The sequence below is a fragment of the Duganella sp. FT27W genome (assembly GCF_009295655.1).
Lineage (GTDB): Bacteria > Pseudomonadota > Gammaproteobacteria > Burkholderiales > Burkholderiaceae_D > Rugamonas > Rugamonas zoogloeoides.
The window spans coordinates 250,957-274,453 of sequence record NZ_WHIV01000001.1 but is presented as its reverse complement, the minus strand read 5'-3'; the positions used below and the strand labels follow the sequence as shown (position 1 = coordinate 274,453).

At 66.3% G+C, this 23,497-nt stretch carries 18 protein-coding genes; 5 read left to right on the top strand and 13 right to left on the bottom strand.

What is annotated here, in order from left to right:
• Nucleotide 1: 1 nt before the first annotated feature.
• From F8197_RS01195 to cydD, 8 genes are all read right to left on the bottom strand, one after another.
• The gene (locus F8197_RS01195) at nt 2-1,024 is read right to left on the bottom strand and encodes a YafY family protein (RefSeq protein WP_152879332.1); all 1,023 of its coding nucleotides are present in this window, start codon (nt 1,022-1,024) and stop codon (nt 2-4) included.
• 13 nt (nt 1,025-1,037) lie between these two features.
• Nucleotides 1,038-1,289 carry a hypothetical protein gene (locus F8197_RS01190; RefSeq protein ID WP_152879330.1) on the bottom strand — a complete coding sequence of 84 codons (252 nt, stop codon included), beginning with the start codon at nt 1,287-1,289 and terminating at the stop codon, nt 1,038-1,040.
• A gap of 93 nt (nt 1,290-1,382) precedes the next feature.
• The gene (locus F8197_RS01185) at nt 1,383-3,026 is read right to left on the bottom strand and encodes a nuclease-related domain-containing DEAD/DEAH box helicase (RefSeq protein ID WP_152879328.1); all 1,644 of its coding nucleotides are present in this window, start codon (nt 3,024-3,026) and stop codon (nt 1,383-1,385) included.
• Nucleotides 3,027-3,115: 89 nt separating this feature from the next.
• Entirely contained in the window at nt 3,116-3,217 is a 102-nt protein-coding gene (cydX, locus tag F8197_RS01180; protein ID WP_152879327.1) for a cytochrome bd-I oxidase subunit CydX, read from the bottom strand.
• A 21-nt stretch (nt 3,218-3,238) separates the two neighbouring features.
• The gene (gene cydB / locus F8197_RS01175) at nt 3,239-4,393 is read right to left on the bottom strand and encodes a cytochrome d ubiquinol oxidase subunit II (RefSeq protein WP_152879325.1); all 1,155 of its coding nucleotides are present in this window, start codon (nt 4,391-4,393) and stop codon (nt 3,239-3,241) included.
• A 10-nt stretch (nt 4,394-4,403) separates the two neighbouring features.
• Complete coding sequence (locus F8197_RS01170) at nt 4,404-6,008, bottom strand: cytochrome ubiquinol oxidase subunit I (protein WP_152879323.1); 1,605 nt, start codon at nt 6,006-6,008, stop codon at nt 4,404-4,406.
• Between the two features lie 44 nt (nt 6,009-6,052).
• The gene (locus tag F8197_RS01165; RefSeq protein WP_152879321.1) at nt 6,053-7,831 is read right to left on the bottom strand and encodes an amino acid ABC transporter ATP-binding/permease protein; all 1,779 of its coding nucleotides are present in this window, start codon (nt 7,829-7,831) and stop codon (nt 6,053-6,055) included.
• Complete coding sequence (cydD, locus tag F8197_RS01160; protein WP_152879319.1) at nt 7,828-9,609, bottom strand: thiol reductant ABC exporter subunit CydD; 1,782 nt, start codon at nt 9,607-9,609, stop codon at nt 7,828-7,830. Before cydD ends, F8197_RS01165 begins: the two co-directional genes overlap by 4 nt.
• A gap of 113 nt (nt 9,610-9,722) precedes the next feature.
• Here cydD and F8197_RS01155 point away from each other — a divergent pair, with 113 nt between their 5' ends.
• Complete coding sequence (locus tag F8197_RS01155; protein ID WP_019920031.1) at nt 9,723-10,322, top strand: GbsR/MarR family transcriptional regulator; 600 nt, start codon at nt 9,723-9,725, stop codon at nt 10,320-10,322.
• 37 nt (nt 10,323-10,359) lie between these two features.
• On the opposite strand, the gene F8197_RS01150 is transcribed toward F8197_RS01155, so the two are convergent.
• The 5 genes from F8197_RS01150 to F8197_RS01130 all read right to left on the bottom strand — a co-directional run bounded on the left by F8197_RS01150 (nt 10,360) and on the right by F8197_RS01130 (nt 18,720).
• Nucleotides 10,360-10,884, bottom strand: coding sequence for a M23 family metallopeptidase (locus tag F8197_RS01150; protein WP_152879317.1), 525 nt, complete (start codon nt 10,882-10,884; stop codon nt 10,360-10,362).
• An 87-nt stretch (nt 10,885-10,971) separates the two neighbouring features.
• Nucleotides 10,972-13,428 carry a pectinesterase family protein gene (locus tag F8197_RS01145; RefSeq protein WP_152879315.1) on the bottom strand — a complete coding sequence of 819 codons (2,457 nt, stop codon included), beginning with the start codon at nt 13,426-13,428 and terminating at the stop codon, nt 10,972-10,974.
• A gap of 52 nt (nt 13,429-13,480) precedes the next feature.
• Nucleotides 13,481-14,455, bottom strand: a complete 975-nt coding sequence (locus tag F8197_RS01140) for a glycerophosphodiester phosphodiesterase family protein (protein ID WP_152879313.1) — start codon at nt 14,453-14,455, stop codon at nt 13,481-13,483.
• A gap of 1 nt (nt 14,456) precedes the next feature.
• On the bottom strand, nt 14,457-17,204 hold the full coding sequence (locus tag F8197_RS01135) for a TonB-dependent receptor (protein WP_227012006.1): 2,748 nt from the start codon (nt 17,202-17,204) through the stop codon (nt 14,457-14,459).
• A gap of 154 nt (nt 17,205-17,358) precedes the next feature.
• On the bottom strand, nt 17,359-18,720 hold the full coding sequence (locus F8197_RS01130; protein ID WP_152879311.1) for a hypothetical protein: 1,362 nt from the start codon (nt 18,718-18,720) through the stop codon (nt 17,359-17,361).
• Nucleotides 18,721-18,931: 211 nt separating this feature from the next.
• On the opposite strand from F8197_RS01130, the gene F8197_RS01125 reads away from it, so the two are divergent.
• The 4 genes from F8197_RS01125 (at nt 18,932) to F8197_RS01110 (ending at nt 23,458) form a co-directional block, all read left to right on the top strand.
• Complete coding sequence (locus tag F8197_RS01125) at nt 18,932-19,558, top strand: response regulator (RefSeq protein WP_152879309.1); 627 nt, start codon at nt 18,932-18,934, stop codon at nt 19,556-19,558.
• Nucleotides 19,555-19,914 carry an Hpt domain-containing protein gene (locus F8197_RS01120; protein WP_056146418.1) on the top strand — a complete coding sequence of 120 codons (360 nt, stop codon included), beginning with the start codon at nt 19,555-19,557 and terminating at the stop codon, nt 19,912-19,914. Before F8197_RS01125 ends, F8197_RS01120 begins: the two co-directional genes overlap by 4 nt.
• Before the next feature lie 13 nt (nt 19,915-19,927).
• Nucleotides 19,928-22,129, top strand: coding sequence for a hybrid sensor histidine kinase/response regulator (locus F8197_RS01115; RefSeq protein WP_152879307.1), 2,202 nt, complete (start codon nt 19,928-19,930; stop codon nt 22,127-22,129).
• Nucleotides 22,130-22,225: 96 nt separating this feature from the next.
• Complete coding sequence (locus F8197_RS01110) at nt 22,226-23,458, top strand: HD-GYP domain-containing protein (RefSeq protein ID WP_152879305.1); 1,233 nt, start codon at nt 22,226-22,228, stop codon at nt 23,456-23,458.
• Nucleotides 23,459-23,497 lie beyond the last annotated feature (39 nt).

Here is a 23,497-nt window from a genome sequence, read left to right as displayed (position 1 = left end):
GTTACACGGGTTGCGACTGGCCGTAAGCGTGCGCCATATTGCGCGCCATGCCCGCGATCTCGGCGCGCAGCGCGGCTGGTTCGTGCACCACCACGCCGTCGCCAAAGCCCAGCAGCCACCAGACCAGCGCCCGCGTGTTGGGCACCGTGGCGCACAGTTGCAGACCGCCGCCGGGCAGCGCTTCGAGCTGCTGAGCGCTGCACAGCGGCGTTTCGTACAGGTGCTCGCCGGCCTGGCGCGTAAACACCGCGCGCAACCGCATCGGCGCCCCGGCCACCACGCCGAACTGGCCCGAGGCCACGTAGGCGTCGAGATCGAAGCCGGCCGGCTTGCGCGCCGGCTCCATCCGCGCCACGGCATGCGCGATGCGGTGCAGCGCCAGGGTGCGCACGTCGGCATAGTCGGCAAACATGCACACCAGGTAAATCACCGCGCCGCGCTGGACCACCGCCAGCGGATGCACCACCGGATACTCGGCCGGCTGCGCCACGTCGCGCTTGCGGTAGGCCAGCGTCAATTGACGGTCCGCCATCAGCGCGCCATACACGACATCGCGCACGCCGGCATCGATCGCTGGCGGCAGCAGCGGCTGCGCGGCAGCGATGCTGCGCACCTTGCCCAGCCATGCCTTCGAGGGCACCTGGTCGCCCACCGTGCCGAGCGTGCGCGCGGCAGCAGCAAAATGCGATTGCAGCGCGGCCGCCGTATCGGGCGGCAGCTGGTGGCCCAGTTGCTGCTGCAGCAGCGTCAACGCCAGCGCCTCGGGCACCGTTACGCCGGGCAGGCTGAAGGCGGCGCCGTCGCGCATCCAGCTCCAGCCAAAGGGCTTGCTCTCCTCGTTCGGCTGGAGCGGAAACACCTCCATCAGCTCCTTCAGGTCGCGCTGCACGGTGCGCGGCGTGACCTTGTAATCGGCGTCGGCCAGCCGTTCGCACAGCTGCGCGACGGTGATCATGGCGGGTGCGCGTGGCACCTGCCGCAGCATGTGCCATTGGCGCAGCAGGGATTTCTGGTTGGTGGACAATACATTTACTCCTTCAAGTCGGTTCGGGTGGCGCCGGCGGCGCGATCTCGGCACATGCCAGTCCGGACGGCACGCGATGCAAGCGCCATACTCCGCTGTCGTGCAAGTGCTGCGCCAACACTTCCGCCATCGCCAGCGTCAGCCCAAAGCGCGTCTTGAGACGCACTACCGGACAAGCAAGCCATGGCCCCGAGATGTGGTACTGCGCGCCGGCGTAAGCGGCTGCCTGGTCCGCAAGGGAAAGATCTGGCGTGATGTCGGTCATTGTCGATGATCAGGCGCGCCATGCGGCGCAACACCAACCACCTTAAGGCCTGCTGCGCCAGATGCTGTCGCAGGCAGATAGAAACGTCTGCCCTCAGGCGCGATCGCGCCGGGACATCTCGGCCAGCATGGCTTGTTCGGCGGCGGCCGTCAGGACAATCTCGACGGCCATTTGCGCGCGGGTCAGGCCAACGAACAGTTTTTTCTTTTCCTGCGGCGTCAACACGTCGAATGCCAGTTCAGCCAGCACCACGGCAGGCGCGCTTTGTCCCTTGTACCGGTAGACCGATTCCACCAGCAATTCTCCCTCGGTCCACAGCGGATTACCGTGGCGGTCGTATTTGCCCGTGAACTGGCGCGTGCGCCACGGTCCGATCTGGCGCAGGTCCGTCAGTGACGAACCCGCGCGGCCCCGGTGGCTGAGCACCACGATGTCGGCCAACGCAAAGCCCCGGGCCAGCAAGCCATTTACCGCCCGTTCGATCTGCTCCAGCATCTGATCATGAGAAGCATAGTGATGGAAGCCAGGCACTTCGCCCTGGTGAGGACTGCGGCTGTCGACCGCGCGGCGGGACAGGCCCAGCGCGTTGATGACGTCGCAAATCAGGCGCGGACTGCGATAGTTGTCGTAGCTGTCCACGTCAACGCTGCCGGCGATCTCGAAATCGCCACGCTCGTACAAGCGCTGATCCTGGTCTTCCAGCAGGTACAAGCGCCCCTCCGGTCGCAGCAGTTCGCACACGGCTTCGATCCAGGCCGGTTCGAAATCCTGTCCTTCATCGATTACCAGCACATCGAGGCGCGCCACCCGGGCCATGCTGTCGCGCGTGTAGCGTTCGGCTGCCTGTTCCAGCGCGCGCGGCTGACTGAAGTCGAGTTCACCATCGCAGCGCCGGACATAATCGACCGCCAGTTCATGGAAATTGACGACTTCGGCCCGCGCAGGCGCATGCATGCGCATGGCGTCGGCCAGCGGCCGGTTGTAACAGAGATAGGCCACTGCCCGCCCCTCGACGACAGCCGTTTCGAGCAGGCGCAATGCCAGTTGGGTCTTGCCGGAACCGGCGGTGGCATGCACCCGCAGCACTCCGGACGGCGCAGCGATACGCGGAACCCACGTGGCCATGCCATCGGCCAGCGCACGCGTGGTGCGATTGAGCTGATCGCGCGCGGTCGCCAGATCAACGGTGACGCGAAACTGGTTGCGCAAAAAGCGGCGCAACACGTCCAGACGCTGGCAGTCCCGGCCCTGCGATAGCCATTCGCGCACCAGCATGGCCACTTGCGGGTAGCGCTCGGCATCGATGATGCGTTCGCGCGCGATAGAAACGGCTTCCTCGTCGGTGAGGCGATAGTCGGGGACCACCAGGCAACACGCAACGCTGGTATCGAGATCGGCATCTTGCAAGCGCCCCAGCAGGCCGGCACGCTGCAGGCGACTCTGGCGGCCGACATCGCATTCTGCCTTGCCGTAGAGCTTGTACACCTGGCCATCGCGCACCTGCACCGGCCCGGCCTTCACTTCCATCAGCAGCAGCGCGCCGCCCGGCGCCATGACCACCACGTCGATTTCACCATAATGGTCATGGCCGCGATGCACGGCGTGCAAGGGGATGCCATGAAAAACTTCATACCCATCCGGTAACGATTGCGCCAGTCCCTGGACCAGGTCGAGCTCCCGATACAGTCCGCCGTCCTGCCTGAGCGCCCCTGCCGTCGACGGAATAAGTACAGCCATAAGATTCCCGAGAAAAAGATTCCCTGAGATAATAATTCATATTGGAAATTATTTCAGATTATCGATTCCAGTTCAGGCAATTCCACGCTTTAGCGCTCCGCATCGTCCTCCGCCATCTCGTACCACATCGCATTGAGCACACCAAACATCGCTGCCAGCGGCAGCCCCAGAATCCAGGCGAAATACCACATGATTGACTCCTTTATCGACAATTAATAAGCATGGCCGCGATGGTCGGCAATCGCCTCGCCATCGACCTTGCCCCACAACACCTTGTACACCCAGCTGGTGTAGGCCACGATCAGCGGAATGAACACGCTCGACACCACCAGCATGATGAACAGCGTCAGATGGCTCGACGACGAATCCCATACCGTCAGGCTGGCGCGCGGGTCGAGCGACGATGGCAGGATGAACGGGAACATGGCCGCGCCCACGCCCAGGATGATGCCGGCAATCGCCGCGCCGGAAGCGAGCAGCGCCAGCCCGCCGCGCCGCGCGCGCATCAGCACCAGCGCCAGCAGCGGCGCGGCCAGGCCCAGTACCGGTGCGGCCCAGGTCCACGGATGGTTTTCGAAGTTGGCGAACCAGGCACCGGTGGCTGCCTGCGCGGTCTTGAACAGCGGGTTCGACGGACCTTCGGTAATGATGGCGCTGGTGATGCGATAGCCATCGACCGCCTGCCACAGCGCCACGCCGGCCGCCGCGTACAGCGCCACGGTAGCCACTGCCGCCACGCTGCCGTAGCGGCGCGCACGGTCGGCGACCTCGCCGTCGGTTTTCAGCTGCAGCCAGGCCGCGCCGTGCATTACCAGCATGGCCACCGACACCAGGCCGCACAGCAGTGCGAAGGGATTGAGCAGGCCGAAGAACGTGCCTTCATAGAGGATGTGCATGTCGTAGGTGAAGCGGAACGGCACGCCCAGCAGCACGTTACCGACAGCCACGCCGAAGATCAGGGCCGGCACCACGCCGGAGAAGAACAGCACCCAGTCCCAGCGCGCGCGCCAGCGCGGGTCTTCGCGCTTGCTGCGGAATTTGAAGGCGACCGGGCGCAGGATCAGTCCCGTCAGGATCACGAACATGGCCAGGTAGAAGCCCGAGAACGACACCGCGTACAGTTGCGGCCACGCGGCGAAGATGGCGCCGCCGCCCAGGATCAGCCACACCTGGTTGCCCTCCCAGACCGGGCCGATGCTGTTGATGATGACGCGCCGTTCCAGGTCGGTCTTGCCGGCGAACGGCAGCAGGATGCCGGTGCCCAGGTCGAAACCATCGGTGACGGCAAAGCCGATCAGCAGCACGCCAAGCAGTATCCACCACACCAGGCGCAGGGTTTCGTAAGACAGTAATTCATGCAGGATCATGATGTGCTCCTCAAGCGGATTGGGGTTGGTTGACCGATGGCGCCGCCAGCGTGCGGCGCTTCGGTGCCGCTGGCACGGCGGCCACGGTGAATTCCTCCGGGCCCTTGCGGATCGCCTTTAGCATCAGCTTCATTTCGATCACCAGCAGCACGGTATAGATCGCGGCAAAGCCGGCAATCGTCGCCAGCAGCGTGGCCACGCCCAGGTGCGACACGGCCATGGCAGTGGGCAGCACGCCTTCGATCACCCAGGGCTGGCGTCCCAGCTCGGCGACGATCCAGCCGGCTTCCACGGCCACCCACGGCAGCGGAATCGCCAGTACCGCCACTTTCAGCAGCCAGCGGTGCCGGTCGAGCGTGCGGCGCACCGACAGCACGAAGAAGGTCGCGGTCAGGGCGATGAAGAAGATGCCCAGGCCGACCATCACGCGGAAGGACCAGAACAGCGGCGCCACGGGCGGCACGGTATCGAGTGCGGCCTGGTGGATCTGCGCGGGCGTGGCCTGGCGCGGATCATCGACGTAGCGCTTGAGCAGCAGGGCATAGCCGAGCGCCTGGCCCTTCTCTTCGAATACCGCTTTGGCGGCGGCGGGTACCGGGCTGCCCGGCGCCACGGCGCAGATGGTTTGCAGCGCGTCGTAGGCGACGATGCCGTCGCGGATGGTGTCCTCGCCCTTGCGGACCAGTTGGGCGATGCCGGGAATTTCGGTGTTCAGTGAACGGGTGCCGATCAGGCCCATCACCATCGGAATATGCAGCGCATAATGCGTCTCGCGCGCCTGCTGGTCAGGGAAGCCCAAGGCGGTGAAGGCGGCCGGCGCGGGTTCCGTTTCCCACATGGCTTCGATGGCGGCCAGTTTCATTTTTTGATGCTCCGACGACTGGTAGCCGCTCTCGTCGCCGAGTACCGCCACCGACAGCGAAGCGGCCAGGCCGAACGCGGCGGCCACCGTCATCGACCGCTTGGCCAGCGCCACATGGCGGCCCTTGAGCAGGTACCACGCCGAGATGCCCAGCACGAAGATGGCCGCCACCGTATAGCCGGCCGACACCGTGTGCACGAACTTGGCCTGCGCCACCGGGTTGGTGAGCACGGCGCCGAAGTCGGTCACTTCCATGCGCATGGTTTGCGGATTGAGTGCCGCGCCGACCGGGTTCTGCATCCAGCCGTTGGCGATCAGGATCCACAGCGCCGACAGGTTGGAGCCCAGTGCGACCAGCCATGTCACCACCAGGTGCGCGCGTTTTGACAGCTTGTCCCAGCCGAAGAAGAACAGGCCGACAAAGGTCGCTTCGAGGAAGAAGGCCATCAGGCCCTCGATGGCCAGCGGCGCGCCGAAGATGTCGCCCACGTAGTGGCTGTAGTAGCTCCAGTTCATCCCGAACTGGAATTCCATGACGATGCCGGTGGCCACGCCCATGGCGAAGTTGATGCCGAACAGGACGCCCCAGAACTTGACCATGTCGCGCCAGATGGTGCGGCCGGTCATGACGTACACGGTCTCCATGATGGCGAGGATGATGGACAGGCCGATGGTGAGCGGCACGAACAAGAAGTGGTACAGCGCAGTGAGCGCGAACTGCAGCCTGGATAAGGCGACGATATCGAAGTCCATGATGTTTCCCTGGTTATTACAATTTACAATAGTTGATTGCTGATTCAGTCCTGCCGCAGCGCAGCCAGCGCGGCGTCGAAATCCTGCGTTCCCCGCCGCACATCGAACGCAATGCGGCCGTTGCGCACGCCAACCAGCCGGTCGGCCAGCGATGCTTCGCGCCGCAGATGGGTGGCGATGATCACGGTCTGCCCTTCAGCGCGCGCGTGCCGGTCCAGTCTTTGCAGGACGTCGCGGGCAGTGGCGGCGTCCAGCGCTTCGGTTGCTTCATCGAGCAGCCACACGCGCGACGGATGCAGCAGCAACCGCGCCAGCGCCAGCCGGCGCGCCTGGCCACCCGACAGTCCCAGCCCGCCCTCGCCCAGCATGGTGTCCAGTCCCTTGCCGAAGGCGCGCACTTGCACATCGAACCCCGCCGCTTGCAGCGCGTTCCACAGGCGGTCGTCATCGGCATCGGGCGCGGCCAGGCGCAGGTTGTCGCGCATGCTGTCCTGGAACAGTTCCGTGCGCTGGGTGAACAGGCAGGCTTGGGCTGCGTGCACGCTGCCGTCCAGTGGCGCGATCTCGCCGGCCATCAGCGCCAGCAAGGTCGATTTGCCGGCGCCGCTGGGGCCGACCAGCGCTACCCGCTCGCCGGGGGCGATGCGCAGGTCGATGGCGTGGACCACCGGCGTGCTGCCCGACTGCGCGGCCGATACGTGCTCGAAGACGATGGCGGCGCAGGTGTTGGCATTGCCAGCGGCGTTGATGTCGATAGGGCCAGGGATGTTGGCGGTGACGTTGGCGTCGGTCGGCTTGGCCGCTACCGTGTCAGCGGCAGCGCTCGTAGTTGCACCGGCCGGCGCCAGGCCCTGCTCCAGCCTGGGCCCCAGCCGCTTCATTGCCAGCCACAGTCGCCCTGCTTCCAGCGCACCGCGCCGCAGGCCGGCGAACGGTTCCATGGCGGCGAGCGCAATCAGGATCGCCAGCGCTGCCAGCGGCACCGGCATGGCGCAGTACTCGACCAGCGCGGCGGCGGCCAGCAACACCGCAGCCAGCGTGGCGCTGCCGGCAATGCCGAACGCCGCGCCGGCGCGGGTGTCGCGCTGCATCAAGGCCAGGTCGGCGCGGGCCAGCGCGTGGTCGGTACGCGCCAGGGCCTGGCACTGGGCATTCAGGCGCCCGGCCATGGCCAGTTCGGTCTGACCGGCCACCAGGTCGATGGCGCGGGCGCGCAGCGCTTCCACGGCGCGCGAGCGGGCCACACCGGGACGGATCGCGCTTTTTAACAGCAGCAAGGTGATCGCGCCGCCGCACACCAGCAGCCACAGGCCGAGCACCACGCCCAGTTGCCACTGCATGAAAGCGACCACCACGCCGGCCAGCACGGCCGCGCACAACGCGGTGGCAGCCGGCACCAGCAGGCGCAGGTACAGCGACTCCAGCGCATCGATGTCGGCGGTCAGGCGGAACAACAACTTGGCCGGGCTGCGCAGCAGGCGGCTGGCGGCATCGGGCAGCGACCAGCCCCGGAACAGCCGTACGCGCAGTTCGGCCAGCGCGCCGAAGGTGGCGTCGTGCGTCACCAGCCGCTCGGCGTAGCGGGTGCCGGTACGCCCCAGCGCCAGCAGGCGGATGCCAGCCGATGGCGCAAACACGTCGAACATGAAGGCAGTCGAGGCGCTCATGCCGGCAATGGCGGTGGCAGTGATGAACCAGCCGGACAGCCCGAGCAAGGCCATGCCGCCCAGCGTGGTCAATGCCGCCAGCACAGCGCCCAGCAGCAGGCGTTTCGGTTCGGCCAACAGCAACTGGCGCAGTGCTGCATGCGATGGAGCGTTCATGCGATGCTCCTTTGTGGCGTGGTACGCGCGGACAGGTCGATGGCACGGTGCAGGCGTGCGGCCAGCACCGGGTCGTGGGTGGCGACCAGCATGGTCTTGCCCTTGGCGAGCGCCAGCAGCGCATCGGTCACGCGGGTGGCGGTTTCGCTGTCGAGGTGCGCGGTCGGTTCGTCCACCAGCAGCAGATCGGCATGCGGCCACACGGCCACCCGGGCCAGTGCCAATCTCACGGCCTCGCCGCCGGACACGCCGTGGCCGCCGTCGCCCAACATCACTTCCGGCCGTGCTTGCGCCACGGCGCCCAGGCCGGCCAGGTGCAGCGCGTCGGTCACGGCCAGGTCGGTGGTCACCGGACGGCCAAGGGTGATGTTGTCCGCCACCGGGGCGGTGAAGACGTGCGGGCGTTGCCCCATCCAGGCCATGCGCCGGCGCAGCGTCGCAGCGCTGGCGTGATCGAGGATGGTGCCGCCGATGCGGATTTCTCCTGCTTGCGCTGGCAGCAGGCCCGCCAGCATGGCCAGCAAAGTGGTTTTTCCAACGCCGCTCGCACCCAGCAGCGCCACGTGTTCGCCTGCGCGCACGGTGAAGGAGAAGTCGTCAAACAGCGGTTGCTCGCCGGCGTGAGCGAAGTGCAGATTGCGGACGTCAACCGACGGCAGTATCCTTAACGGAGCGACTTCGGCTGCCATTTGTGCAGCACATCCAGCTACGCCAGAACCGGTAGCGACAGTAACGCCAACTGCGGCGGCGCCTGTCGTAACGTTGGCACCAACGCCGGCACACAATTCGAGACCATCACCGGCACCAACCAGCATCACCCCATCTGCCGCCAGGTCGCGCAGGCTGGCCAGTCCCGCCTCGCCGGCCGCCTTGTCGTGCCAGACGGCGGCCAGTTCGCGCAGCGGCTCGAAAAAGGCTGGCGCCAGCAGCAGGATGAACAGGCCCTGGGCCAGCGTCAGTCGTGTGCCCCATGCGCCAAAGTCGAGGGTGCCCAGCAGCGAGAAGCCGATATACACGGCCACCATCGCCACGCCCAGCGCCGAAAACAGTTCCAGCACGGCAGAAGACAGGAATGCGATACGCAGCACGGCCATGGTGCGGCGGCGCAGCGACTGCGCAGTGTCACCCAGGCGGGTGGCGGTGGCGTCCACGGCGCCCAGCGCGCGCAAGGTTGCCAGGCCGCGCAGGCGGTCGAGCAGGAAGGCGTTCATGCCGCCCAGTTCCACCATGTGGGCGCGGCTGGCCGCTTGCGCGCCCATGCCCACCAGCGCCATGAAGACGGGGATCAGGGGCGCTGCCACCAGCAACACCAGCGCGGCGATCCACGACAGCGGCGCGATGGCCGCCACGATGGCCAGCGGCGCCAGCACGCCCTTCCAGCGCGCCGGCTGGAAGCGCACCAGGTAAGGCACTACGGCTTCGGCCTGCTCGGCCAGCACGCTGGCCGCTTGCCCCGACCGGGCGCGATCGCGGTCCAGCGGCGAACGGCGCGCCAGCGCGGCCACGGCGTGCGCCCGCAGCGCCGACAAGTGGCTGCGCGCCGCCGCATACATGGCGCGCGCCCCCCAGGCCTCGGCCAGTGCGCGCAGCACACCCAGCGCCAGCACGGCCGCCGCCGGCAGCAACGCCGCACGCCATCCGGCACCCTCTACCATGCCCTGCACCGCCCAGGCCAGCAGCGCCGCCTGCGGCAACCACACGAGGGCGGCGGCACCCTGCACCAGCGCGGGCAGGCGGGGAACGACGAATACCGGCAGTGAAACGCTTGCGGAAGACATGGCAACAACATCCTGTAATTACTGAGTTTTCAGAAATTCTTGTAAATTCGATTTTTAGTATAATACGCCGGAACGATGATGTACATCAATTTTTATAGCCAGAGACGTCCACCATGCCCAATACGCCAGCCACGCCGACACCGAATAACTTCCAGATGACGCCACTGGCCCAGGGCTTCATCAGCCACTTCGGCGAGATGGGCAGCCGCTGGGGTTTCAACCGCACGGTGGGACAGGTATATGCGCTGCTGTTCGTGTCGGAGCAGCCGCTGCACGCCGACGAAATCGCCGAGCACCTGACGTTCTCGCGGTCGAACGTGAGCATCGGCCTGAAGGAATTGCAGGGATGGGGACTGATACGGCAGACGCGCCTGCCGGGCGACCGGCGCGAGTATTTTTCATCGCTGGGCGATGTCTGGCAGATTTTCAAGGTGGTGGCGGCCGAACGACGCCGGCGCGAGGTGGCGCCGACGTTGACGGTGCTGCGCGAATCGCTGATGGCGCCAGCCGGCGAACCGGGCGACCGCTACGCCCAGCAGCGCATGCGCGAGATGTACGAACTGGTGGACCTGGCCAACACCTGGTTCGAAGAGATGCAGCACCTGTCGCCCGAATCGCTGGCGCAACTGATGAAGATGGGCGCCAAGGTGCAAAAGCTCCTCAGCACCAAGGACCGCCTGTTGGGCGGCAAAAGCAAGGCTAGCCAGGACTGAGCGGTTTGCTCATGCTGGTAACGCCATATGGGTCGCGTCAGTTTCTTTTGCCAGGTCCAGTCGGTTCCGCACGCAACAGCGGATACGGATTGATTGCGCCGCCCATGTCATAGACGCCGTAATGCAGGTGCGGCGGCGTGCCCTTGGCATTGCCGGTATCGCCAACGTAGCCCAGCACAGTGCCCGCCTCGATGCGCATGCCCGCTGCCACGTCCGCGTAGCGATCGAGGTGCGCATAGTAATGACGCTGGCCGCCCGGTCCCATTACCCACACCACCTGGCCCCCTAGGCGATTGGTACCGACACGGGCAACGATACCTTCGGTCGTGGACAGCACGGGCGTGCCGCGTTTGGCGAAGATGTCGATGCCCTCGTGCTTGCGCCCCTCGCTGCGCGCACCGCCCCAGGTATCGCGCAAGGCGCGCGGCTTGATCCCTTCGACCGGCACCGGCAGCGTGGCCGGCTTGTCCATCGCTGCCAGGCGCACGGTGTACATGGCGCGTTCGATGCCTGGTCCGAAGAAGACGTAGCCCACGATGAGGACGACGGCAATCACCAGCATACGTAGAAAAATCCGAACAGCCCTCATGTTTGCGCTTTGCTTCGATCAAATCCGGATGTTACCTCTTTCGCTAGACCGATTCGTTTTCTATTCGGGGCGCCATCCCCTGCCCCCGCCAAACCCCGCAAAAAATTCCGCGCGCGTCGTGTAAGCCGCCTTGGCCTCCTGCGCATCGAGCACCCGGCCGAACTGGCGCGCGCTGGTGTCGAGCGGTTTGCCTTCGAGGTCCATGCTGCCGTACTCGCGCCAGCCGGCGGTGGCGGTGGCCTGGCCCGGGTTGGGCGCCGGCTGCCTGACGTTTGGTCCGGCCCAGCCGACCGGTGCGATGTGTGGTCCCATGCGGCAGTTGATGAAGGCCACGTGGTCCCAGGTGGCGGCGTACCCGGGACTGCGGGCCAGCCAGGTGGCGCCGGCCGGCACGTCGTTGCCGGTGGGGCCGGGACCGTGGGTCAGGCGGCTGTTGACGAACATGAAGCCCTTGTCCTGCGCGGAGACGGTGCGCGCCTGCAGCAGGTAGCCGCCGCTCTTGCCATTGCCGCTATCGCCGACGGTGCGCAGTTCGCTGTCCTCGAACAGCGCGGCGCGGTTGTTGCCCCAAATGTAATCCACATTGCCGGCGATGAGCGAGCGGTAGAACCACGAATAGCCGCGCACCTGCACCGTATCCTGCTCGCTGAACAAGCTGGCGTTTTTGACGATCAGGCGCCCCTCGCTGTTGAAGAACAGCGCCTCGGCCTGGCCGCCGTTAGGCGCGGCGCGCAAGGCGCTGTTGCGCAGCGTGAGGCCATCGATGGTGACCATGTCCGCATCCTCGACCAGCAACACCGCGCGCCCGCCGGTGATACCGGGCGCACGCGCATCCTGCGCCGTACCGGAGCCGGGGTTGACGCCGTCGCTGTTGACGGCGTCGATTACCACGCCGTCGCGGCTCTGGCCGCGCAGGGTGAGGTTGTCCTTGCCGCGCAGGTAGAGCAGTTCCTGGTAGCGGCCATCGCGGATGGTGACCGTGACCGGCGCCGTGCGGGCGGTGTGCTGCATGGCGTAATTGAGCGCGCCCTGCACCGTGCGAAAGTCCGCTGCACCGTCATCGTCCACCACCAGCGCCTGGGCGCCCGGCGGCAACGCGGCGCGGGTGTGAAAAGTCCAGCCCTGCTGCTGCGTCACCCCGGCAAACGCCACGCCGCCGATGGCGCCGACCAGTACGCCGTCATCGACAGTCACCCGGTACTGCTCGCCCGGCGCCAGTTTGGCATTGTGCAGGTGGATGATGGCGTCCTGTCCTTCGATAGCCACCGGCTGCCAGCGCACCGCGCGCCGCAGCGGCTGGCCGGCGTAGCCGAGCAAATCGGCCTCGCCGCCGGCGCGGACGGTGTCCACCAGCGCGCCATCGCGCACGCGGTACACGCGGATGGCGCCACCGGATCCTCCCAGCACCGGCGCCTGGTCGAAACGCAGCCGCAGCGGCGTATCGAACGGCACGTCACGTTCGCCGATGGCCGGCAGAACCGCGCCTGCCAGCTTGATATCGGACTGGCGCGCCGGGCTGGCGGCAGCTACCCGCACTTCCAGCACCGATTGCACATTGGGGTTGTCCGGGCTGGCCAGGGTGACGGTGGTAACGCCGGCCGCACGCGGCGCTAGCACCAGCGCGCCATCGGCCACCGTTGCAGTCACCAGCGCCGGCTGCGCGACACTGGCCGTAAAGCGTATCGTTTGTGCGCCGTTCGCTGGTGCGGACATGGCGGCGTCCTGCAACGCGCTCGGCGTGAGGTAGCCCGGCAGGAGCAGAGACGCGTTGGCGCTGGCGGTGCCGTTGCCACTGGTGTTGGAGCTGGCACTGGCATTGGAACCGGCATCGGCATCGGCAGCAGCCACGATGCGATACGGTCCCAGCGCGCTCACCGCCAGCGACACCGGCGCATCCCCCACCGACAACTGCACCCGCTGCGGCACGCGCGCCAGCGCCAGGCGCGCCGGCTTGTCGGTGGCGGCGCCGGTTACCGGCACGCTCATCTCGAACGGCGCGCCCTGCGCCACCACGCCATAACCGCCCGCCTGCGCCAGGCCGCCGTCGATCACGCTGGTGATGCGTTCACCGTCGAGGTAGGCGGTGAGGCTGTTGCCGGCCATTTCGAGCCGCACCGTGTAAAAGCGCGCATCGGTGGCGGCCGCGCGGTTGAACTGTTTGAGGCGCGTAAGACGGCCGTCCTGGATGCGCACGATCTCGATCTGCATGCGTCCCTTGGCATCCTGCCAGGCCAGGCCGGCGCCGTACCAGTTGCCGGCATCCTGATAGCGGCCCACCACGTAGGCGCGGCCATCGGCGCCGGCAGCGGGCAATGGCCGCAACCGCGCCTCCACGTACGCATCGGCGTCGGACCGGCCGAGTATGCGCACCGGTGCATCGGCGTCGATCCGCAGCGGCGCCCTGGTTTCAAGGGGCGCGGTTGCGGGCGCCGGTGGGCGATCAACACCATTAACAGCGGGGGCCTGGGTGGCAACGGGCGCCAGCGCGGCCAGCGCCAGCAGAGCGGTCAAGGACATCGGGTCTCCAGGTTAAACGTTTTATTGGCCGCCCATTCTAAACCATGCGCAGTCAGTGAAGAATACCCTCCCGCTTCAAAAAATCGAGCAGCGGCCCCGGTTCGTCGGTCTGGATGGTGTCCACGCCGGCGGCGATCAGATCGCCCCAGGCGCGGCCCGATGTGCGCAGCGCTTCGAGGTCGCCGCCCATGCCGATCACGCTGATTACGCCCACCGACGTCAGGGTATTGGCCCACAGCCGCACGCCGCCGGATGCCGCCAGCTTGCGCACCGGCGCCAACTGCTCGCGCGGCAGGAATACCAGCTCCACGCCGGCCGGCCGCCGCTGCGCCGCCAGTTGGCGCGTCACCACCTGCACCGTACCGGCGCCCCCGCCCTTGGCGGTCCACGCGCCCACGATCGGCATATAAGGGACCGCAGCAAATGCCGGATCGTCGGCGCCCACGCCGGCAGCATCACGATCGACAAAGCTCTTGACCAGCACATAACGCGCCATGCCCTGTGCTGCTGCTTCGGCGATGGTCTGAGCGTAGATATCGTCGTCCTTGATGTCGAGGTTGATCATGATGCGTCCCCTGGCGGCGCCCAGCATCTGCGCCAGGGTGGGCAACCGTTCGTCGGTCAGATCCGGCGACATCTGGGCGCCCATGTTTTGCTTGAGGCGCAGCGCTTGCAACTGCGCCAGCGTCAGATCGGACACCTTGCCCTTGCCGTCGGTGGTGCGATCGACGGTGGCGTCGTGGATCACCACCAGGGCGCCATCGGCGCTGCGGCGCACATCGAGCTCCATCATGTCCACGCCCAGCTTCACGCAGTGCTCGAGCGCGGCCAGCGAGTTTTCGGGCGCCGCCTCCAGCTTCTGGTGCGGCGACGCATTGTGGCAGCCCCGGTGCGCGGCGATGAACACGCCGGCGGACGGGTCGTCGAACTTGCGGCGAATATCATCGGTGCGGTCGGCCGCCATGGCGGACATCGAGCAAGCGAGCAGCAGCGCCACCCGGCCGCAGGCATACAATAAGCGGCTCATGTCAAAACTCCGGCGTGTAGCGCAAACCCACCCACGCCACCTTGGGCACCGAGTAAGTATCCTTGAGCAGGTTCATCGACGGACCGGTGAGGCTGGTCATGCGCTTGCCGGCGACGTTCTGCACCTGGCCGAACAGGGTCAGCTCGCGCGTGAGCTTGTAGCTGGCCTGCAGGTCCACCTGCGAGCGCGGCGCCCAGTACAGGTCCTGCCAGGCGATATCGGGCACGATCGAGCGCAGCGCCTTGCCTTGGCGGTTGTAGGCCGCGCGCAGTTCCAGTCCGGCGCTCGCGTAGAACACGGTGAGATTGGCGGTGCGGTCCGGCTGGCCCACCAGGCGGTCGATATCGCGTGCGGCGCCATCGGAGCGGCGCACCGTCATCTTGCCATCGAGCGCGCTCCAGTTGGCACTGAAACCCATGTCGGCGATCAGCGGATGGATCCAGCCCAGCGAGTTGACCACCGCACTGAGTTCGGCACCCCGGATCGATGCCTTCGAGGCATTGGCCGGCCGCGTCACCACCGCGTTCACGTAGTTGACTCCCTGGTAGGTATAGCCCTGCGAGGCCTGGTTGAAGATCTCGTCCTTGATGTCCTTGTTGAATACCGCCAGCGATAAAAGCCCGTTGGCCGCCTTCGGCAGCCGGTAGTTGAGCGCCAGGTCGGTATTGGTGGACAGGCGCGGCTTGATGTCCGGGTTGCCCACCGTGACCGCGACGCCGGTGGCGTTGGGGTTGCCCGTGTCGCCGACGTTGGTGAAGCTGATGGCGCTGCGCGCAGCGTAGGAATCATAGGTAGGCCGGCCGATGGTCTGGCTGGCGGCCGCGCGCAGGTCGAGGTCCGGATTGACCTGCCACGTGGTTTGCAGCGATGGCAGCAGGAAGTTGTAGCGCGACGAAGTGGGCAGCGGCGTCCAGGCGCCGGCCACCAGCGCACGACCGGCGGTATTGAGCAGCGTGCGGTCTTCGCGCACACCGACCAGGGTTTTCCAACGCTCCGTGTTGAAGCTCACCTGGGCGTAGGCGCCCAGCGTGCGTTCGCGGTGCTCGAAGTTATCCTGGTTGCTGAATGCGGTCTGGTTGGTGGTGTTCAGGCCGCCGGCCGCGCGCAGCGCCTCGATCTGGGCGCTGGCCGCCTGCGGGTCGATGGTGATCAGCCCCAGGCCGTTCTGGCTGTAGCGCAGGGGCGCGGAGGGCCCGGTCACCCCAAGCAGCGTGAGCGCAGGCTGGCTGGTGTTCGGTTCCAGGTCGTTGCGGTAGATGTTGTAGCCGGGACGGTCCACCGTGTAAGCGGCGCCCACGGCAAAGCCCACGCCAGGCTGATCGAGATCGCGCCGGTAGTCGGCACGCACATTGCCGATGGTGTCCTGCGCCGAGCGGCGGTAGTCGTCGCGGTAATACAGCAGCTTGTAATTGGACAGGTTGTTGTAAGCCGCCGGCGAGACGTTGAACGAGTGATTCAGGCCGCTGGTGTCGTAGTCGAACGCGTATTCCGGCGTGGCCACGGGAATTGCGCCGCCGGTGCCCGGTGCGCTGTAGCGCGCGTTGGTGCCGTACTTGATCATCCTGATCGGTTCTCTGTACGTGGCGCGCGAAATATTGGCGCGCAGGCCCAGCGTCTCGTGGTCGGCGATCTGCCAATCGACGCCGCTTTGCAGCAGCCGCGTAGCGCTGGTCATGTCCTGCTGCGAATAACCCACTTCCACGTCGCCGCCGGGATATCGGCCCGACGTAGCGGTCTGGTTCAGCACCGTGAGCGTGTTGCGCGGGTCGATCAGGTTCTCGTTGCGCACCATCTGGTCGCGGAACCGGTAGTAGCCGCCGGTGACAAAGCCATACACCGATTGCCACGGCTTCGCTTCCAGCTTGACGGTCAGGCCCAGGCGCGAGCGCTCGTCCTGCACATACCAGTACTTGTCCTGCTGCGGCACGGCGTAGCCGTTGCCGAGGTTATTGCCGCTCAGGCGATTGCCGGCGGCGTCATAAAAATTCTCGAACACCGTGTCGGTGGTCATGTGCGTGTCGGTACTGGTGTCGAGCTTCTGGTAGTTGGCCGATACCACCATGCCGTACTGTTTGTCGTCGCCAAAGGTCAAACTGCCGGTGGAGATCACCCGCTGTCCAAGGCGATCCTGCGGCCGAGGGCGCGAACCGTCGCTGGCCGCGCCTGCCGCCCCTTCGATGGTGAAGAACGGCCGGCCGCCGCGCTCGAAGGCGCTGCGCGTCTTGAGGTCGATGGCGCCGCCGATGGCATTCGGTTCCTGGTCGGCGCCGAAGGTTTTCGACACCACCAGTTCGCTGATCATCGACGACGGCAGCAGGTCGAGCCGCACGCCGCGCCCGATGGAACCGAGGTTGCCGTTGGGCGTGCCCGGCGACGCCAGCGGCGAACCGTCGATGGTGACGTTGTTGTAGGCCGCGCCCAGGCCGCGCAGCACCGGCGTGGCCGCTTCGTCGCGCGGGTGTTCGTTGTCCAGCGTGGGCAGTACCGACAGCCCCGGCACGCGGCGCAATGTTTCGACGATGGTATTGTCGGGCAGGCCCTGTACCTCGTTGGCGCTGACCACGTCGGCAATGCCGCTGCGATCGAGCTTGCTCTCGATCGCTTTTAAATAGGCGCGCTTGATGCCGGTGACGGTGACGACGGTGTCCGGCGTCGCATTGTTCTCAAGGCTGGCCTCCTGGGCGTGGGCGCTGGCGGCCATGCTTAATGCCACGGCGGTGGGCGCCAGCAACCAGCGGTGTTTGGTCATGGTGTACTTCATGTTGTTCGATCCCCTTGCAGATGGTGCCGCGCCGGCTGGAATGCCTGCTGCGGTCGGAATCGAGTGTAGGGTCGGCGCTACTCGGCGTGGCGCGTTTCACGGTCAAATCTCACCGTGAAAAACGCAGTCAACACCGCTGTTTTCAGCGCGGCGCAACCCGTGTTCCCAGCACCGCGATATCGGTGCTGCCGTTGGCCTGCAACACGCATTGCAGCAGCACTTCAAAGTTGCCGATGCTGCCATCCGCGCGCTGCGCCTGCCGGATCAACGGCGCCAGTTGGGCGGGGTTCATCATGAATTCGATGGCGGCGTCGGTGCCGGCCGACGTGGTGCCGCCGATCAGCAGCGTGTGACCGTCGCCGCTCAGGTTACGCTTGAAGCCGATCAGCGCGTACCCGCGCCGTGCCGGGTCGCGCGCCGAGAACGGATAGCGGGCGCGCTCGCCGTTGCGCGGCTGGTCGTTCAGGATGAGAAAATCGCCCGTTTCACTGTCCCAGTCGATGTGAAAATTGAACTGGTTGCGATACAGCGCCCACCAGGGATTGGACTGCTCCACCCCGACGAGGATGGTGTTGTCGTGCTTGAGGTCTGCCAGTTTCACGTCCCGTGAAAAACGCACGTGATATCGCTGCGGTGCGGCACTGGCCAGCTTGCCCAGTTCCGCCGCCAGGGTGACCGACGACATGCCGGTGTAACGGCGCGCGTTGTAGCGCTCCACCTCCAGCGCCGGCGTGTCCGCCGCGCCGGGGCGATTGGCAATGTAGTCGGCCAGCGGCACTTCGCGGCGGGTGTCGCCCTGGTACATCACCAGGCCGTTATCGGAAACGATCAGCGTGGTATCGCGGTCGGCCGGCAGCATGGTGGACCAGAACCGCGCACTCGCTTCCTGCGCCGGACCATGCGCCGCATCGTCGCGTGCCTGCCACCACAGGCCGGTCATGGCGGCCAGCACCAGCAGCATCACTGCGGGCGCCAGCGCCGCCCGGCACCAGCGCTGCCAGCGACTGGTTTCGACGGCGGCAGCATGCGCGGCTATCGGCATGGCGGCGGGCGCAGGGCCGGTGGCGGGCGGCGGCATGGCAGCGCTGGGGAACGATGTTGCGGGATCGTCAGCGGCGTGCGGCGCGGGCACTGGCACGAACACCGGCACATACGCGCCGCGCGGAATGGCGATACGAAACGCTTCGGTGCGTCCCTCGTTGTCATAATACTGGTCGAGCCGCTGGCGCAGCAGCCGCGCCGTGCTGCGCACGATGGTGTCATCGGACGGATTGTAGTGGTCGGGGCGGCCAAACACGGCGGTGCCGATGCGCTGCTCGGAGAGCTGCTTTTCCTGACCGTCGAGCGCGGACACGCACACGTGGCGCAGGAATGCCGTCAACCGCCCGCTGCGCGAAAACGCCTGGCTGGCCAGGATGCGCTCCAGGGCGGCGGTGAATTCGTCACGCTGCCCCGCCAGTCCGCCCGTGGGCAGCTGCGCGCTTGCGATTGCTTCCGTTGCCATTCGCTTCCATCTCCAGCCGAACATGATCGCGCACAGGCTAGCAGCCGAATGTGACATCGTCATGAATTGAATTAATTATTGTCTCCCGCTCAACGATTCTACGCCATATACACGCCAATTCACCAAATACCGCTAAAATCCACAAATTCATTGATTAAAATGATTTTTACCGATAATCTCGAATTTCCTTGATTGCTGGTAGTTGCTTGTAATGAAATCTGTAACTGAAAACGACGAAGTCTGCACCACCCAGCGCGCCGCCGAAATTCTCGGCGTGTCGGTTTCCTCGGTCCAGCAACTGGTCGAATCGGGCGCCATCGATGCCTGGAAAACCCGGGGCGGCCATCGCCGCATTCCGATGACGGCGGTGCTGGCGTACAAGGGCCATGCGGGTGGCACAACCCCGGCTGCGCCCACGGCACCGGCGCCCCGCCGGCCGGGCCGCGAGCAAGCGACCATCCTGGTGGTGGAAGACAACCCGATGCAGCGCACCCTGTACCAGAAACACCTGGGCGCCTGGAACCTGCCGGCGCAGCTGGTCTTCTGCGAAAACGGCTACCAGGCCTTGCTGGAGGTGGCGCGCCGCCAGCCTGACATCGTCGTCACCGACATCGTCATGGACGGCATCGACGGCTACGAACTGCTGAACACCATCGTCAACGACCCGCAACTGCGTCCCATGCACATTGCCATCGTCTCGGCGCTGGGCGAGGCCGATCTCGACGCGCGCGGCGGCCTGCCGCCGGGCGTGGTCTTCTTCAGCAAGCCGGTCAACTACGACGAATTGCGCGGCTACCTGCGCGCCGGCTGCGCCCAGTTCGTGCGGGCCGCAAAATGAGCCCGTACCGTTACCAGAGCATCGACCCCACCGTGCTGATGGAAGCGGCCGGCGACCACGGTACGTTCATCACGCTGTCGCACACCTTCCTCGAGCATGCGCCGGGATTGTTCGCCCGCCTGGAACAGGCGTTCGCGCGGCGCGACCATGCCGCCATCGCCGCCAGCAGCCACGCGTTGAAGGGCATGGCGATGCTGATCGGGGCGAACGAACTGTCGAGCCAATTGCAACGCCACGAGTCGGCCGCGCGCCAGGGCTGCGCACTCGATGCGGCGCAGGCGGAGCTGTCGCCGCTGCTCGCGCTGGTGATGCGCGAAGTCACTCAGAGCATCGTGCGCGCGGTGCCGCAGCACTGAGGCGCGGCCTGCCATGATCATCGCCAGGCGCCGCTGGACCGCCCTCACCGCGCGCCGCGCCACCGTCATCGTGTGCGTGGTGCTGCTGGCCATGCTAGGGGTGACCACCGCGCTGGTGAGCTGGCGCCTGTACGTCCATGAAATCGCCGACTGGCGCGACGAACTGGACAACCTCACCCTGGTCCTGGCCGAGAACACCGCCCAGACCATGACCTCCACCTACCAGGTGCTCGACAGCATAGACGCGCTGGTCGCGGACGCTGCCCGCACGGCCGGCCCGTCGCCGGCCGCGCGCCGGGCAGCCTTCGGCAGCGCCCGCATGTACCAGGCGCTGCGCGACCGCATGAGCGTGTCGCCGCAGATCGGCGTGGCCACCATCATTGCCGCCAACGGCGACGTGATCAACTTCACCCGCAGCCACCCGGCGCCGGCCATCAACCTGGCCGACCGCGACTACTTTGTGCACCACGCGCAGAGCGACTCGCCCAAGCCGTTCCTCTCCACCCCGGTGCGCAACAAGGGCAACCAGACCTGGACCTTTTATGTAAGCCGGCGCCTGAACGACGATGCCGGCCGTTTCGCCGGCGTAATCCTGGTGGGCGTGTCGTGCGATTTCTTCGGCGAGTTTTTCCGCAACGTCAGCCTGGGCGAGCACGCCGCCATCTCGCTGTACCGCAGCGACTTCACGCTGCTGGCGCGCTGGCCCGTGCGCGAGGCGATGATGGGCAAGCGTAACCTGGGCGGCGCCACGTACGATGTCATTGCCGCCGGCAAGCAGCACGACGTGGTGCTCACCAGCAGTGCGCGCGTGGCCGACGGCATGCGCAAGGTGACCCGCATGGGCGCCGTGCGCGTGGTGCGCGACTACCCGCTGATCATCAACGCCACCATCACCGACGACCTGCTGCTGGCGGGCTGGCGCAACAACCTGCGCATGCTGGGCGCGGTGGTCCTGCCCAGCATGATCGCAGTGCTGGTAGCCTTTGTGCTGATGGCCTTCCTGCTCAAGCGCCGCGAGGAAGATGCGCGCCAGGCACTGGCCCTCAAGGCCGAAGCCGACGCCGCCAACGCCGCCAAGTCGCGCTTCCTGGCCGTGACCAGCCACGAAATCCGCACGCCGATGAACGGCATCATCGGCATGAGCGAATTGATGCTCGACACCCGGCTCGACGCCACCCAGCGCACCTATGCCGGCAATGTACACCAGGCCGCGCTGGAACTGCTCCACATCATCAACGACGTGCTCGATTTTTCCAAGGTTGAAGCGGGCCACATGCAGCTCGAACGGCAAGCCTACGCGCCGGCCCAGCTGATCGACCAGGTGCTGGCACTGCACCGCGCCAGCGCCGAGCGCAAGCAGCTGCGCATCACCGTCGATGTGGACAGCCTGCCGGGCCTCGTGGAAGGCGATCCGGCGCGGATGCGCCAGGTGCTGGGCAACCTGCTCAACAACGCCATCAAGTTCACCCCGTCGGGCGCCATCGGCATCGGCTTCCAGGCCATTGCACCGGCCGCCGGCACGGACGGCGGGCAGTGGCGGCTGCGCTACACGGTCACCGACAGCGGCATCGGCATCTGCCCGCAGGCGCAGTTGCACCTGTTCGAGCCGTTCCGCCAGGCCGACAGCAGCATCGGCAACCGCTACGGCGGCACGGGCCTGGGACTGGCCATCTGCAAGCACCTGGTGGAACTGATGGGCGGCACCATCCACTGCACCAGCGCGCCGGGCCAGGGCTCCAGCTTCAGCTTCGAGCTGCCGGCACGGCTGGTACCAAAGCCTGCGGCCGGCAGCGAGCCCGCACCGGACCCGGTCTCCGCATCCGTGCCGGCGGCGGCAGGCCATGCGCTGCTGGTGGAAGACACGGAAATGAACCGCCAGCTGGCGCGCATCCTGCTGCGCAAGCTTGGTTGGACGGCCGATGAAGTGCACGATGGCCAGCAGGCGCTCGAGGCGCTGGCCGCGCGGCGCTACGACCTGGTGCTGATGGACTGCATGATGCCGGTAATGGACGGCTACGAAGCCTGCCGGCGCCTGCGCGCGCAGGAAGCGGCCAGCGGCTGGCCGCGCACGCCCGTCATCGCGCTCACCGCCAACGCCATCGACGGCGACCGCGCCCGCTGCCTGGAGGCAGGCGCCGATGGCTACCTCACCAAGCCCTTCACCGCCACCGCGTTTGCCGAAGCCATCCGCCGCTGCACCATTACAGATACGTAACATTCTCACCAAAAATCACTAAACAATCATGTATCACCAAGGAAAATTAGCGTATATTTGTCACAATCAGTGAATATAACGAATTTACCAATTTACATGCTTAAGAAAATTACCATCGAACAGCTTGCCCTCGGCATGCACGTCCACGCCGTGTGCGGCTCCTGGTTCGACAATCCTTTCTGGAGCAATTCGTTCACCATCGAATCCCTGCTCGACCTGGCCAAGCTGCAGGGCGGCCGCGTGCGCCAGGTCTGGATCGACACCAGCAAGGGTTCTGACGTGATCGCGCCGGCATTGGCCGCGCCAACACCGGTCGTTCCACCAGCGGCAGTGCCAGCGCCGGTGGCGGCAGCGGAAACGCGGTCGATCCCGGAGCGCTCCGAACGCCCCACCACCGGCACCGCCGACGAACTGGCGCGCGCCGCGCGCATCATCGCCCAGTCGCGCCGCGCGCTGACCACCATGTTCGGCGACATCCGCATGGGCCGCCTGATCGACGTGGGCCAGGCCACGCCGCTGGTGGACGATATCTCGGCCTCGGTGCTGCGCAATACCGGTGCGCTGATCAGCCTGGTGCGCCTGAAGCAGGCCGACGACTATACCTATCTGCACTCGGTGGCCGTGTGCGCGATGATGGTGGCGCTGGCGCGCCAATTAGGCCTGGACGAAGACGAGGTGCGCCAGTGCGGCATGGCCGGCCTGCTGCACGACGTGGGCAAGATGGCCGTGCCGGTTGCGGTCCTCAACAAGCCGGGCAAGCTGACCGACGACGAATTCTCCAGCGTCAAGCAGCATCCGCTGGCCGGTCACGCGCTGCTGCTCAAGTCGGGCAATGTGCACCCGGTGGCGCTGGACGTGTGCCTGCACCACCACGAACGGGTGGACGGCGCCGGCTATCCGCACGGGCTGCGCGGCGATCAACTGAGCCTGCATGCGCGCATGGGTGCGATCTGCGATATCTACGACGCCATCACCTCCAACCGTCCGTACAAGGCCGGTTGGAGCCCTGCCGTGTCGCTGCGGCGCATGGCCGAATGGACCCGCAGCGGCCACCTCGACGCCCAGGTGTTCGCCGCCTTCGTCAAGTGCATCGGCATCTACCCGCTGGGCACCCTGGTGCGGCTGCGCTCCGAGCGACTGGCGGTGGTGGTCGATAACAGCCGCTCGCTGCTGGCGCCCGTGGTGCGGGTGTTTTTTTCGATACGCAAGGACATGCACATCCCGCCCATAACGCTGGACCTGATGCACGACCAGGGCACCGAAGGCATCGCCGGCTACGAAGAACCGGACACCTGGAACCTGGGCGACCTGTCGCATTTCTGGACCTGAGCCGATTCCGTCTAGAATGGCGCTACTGTTCAACCAACA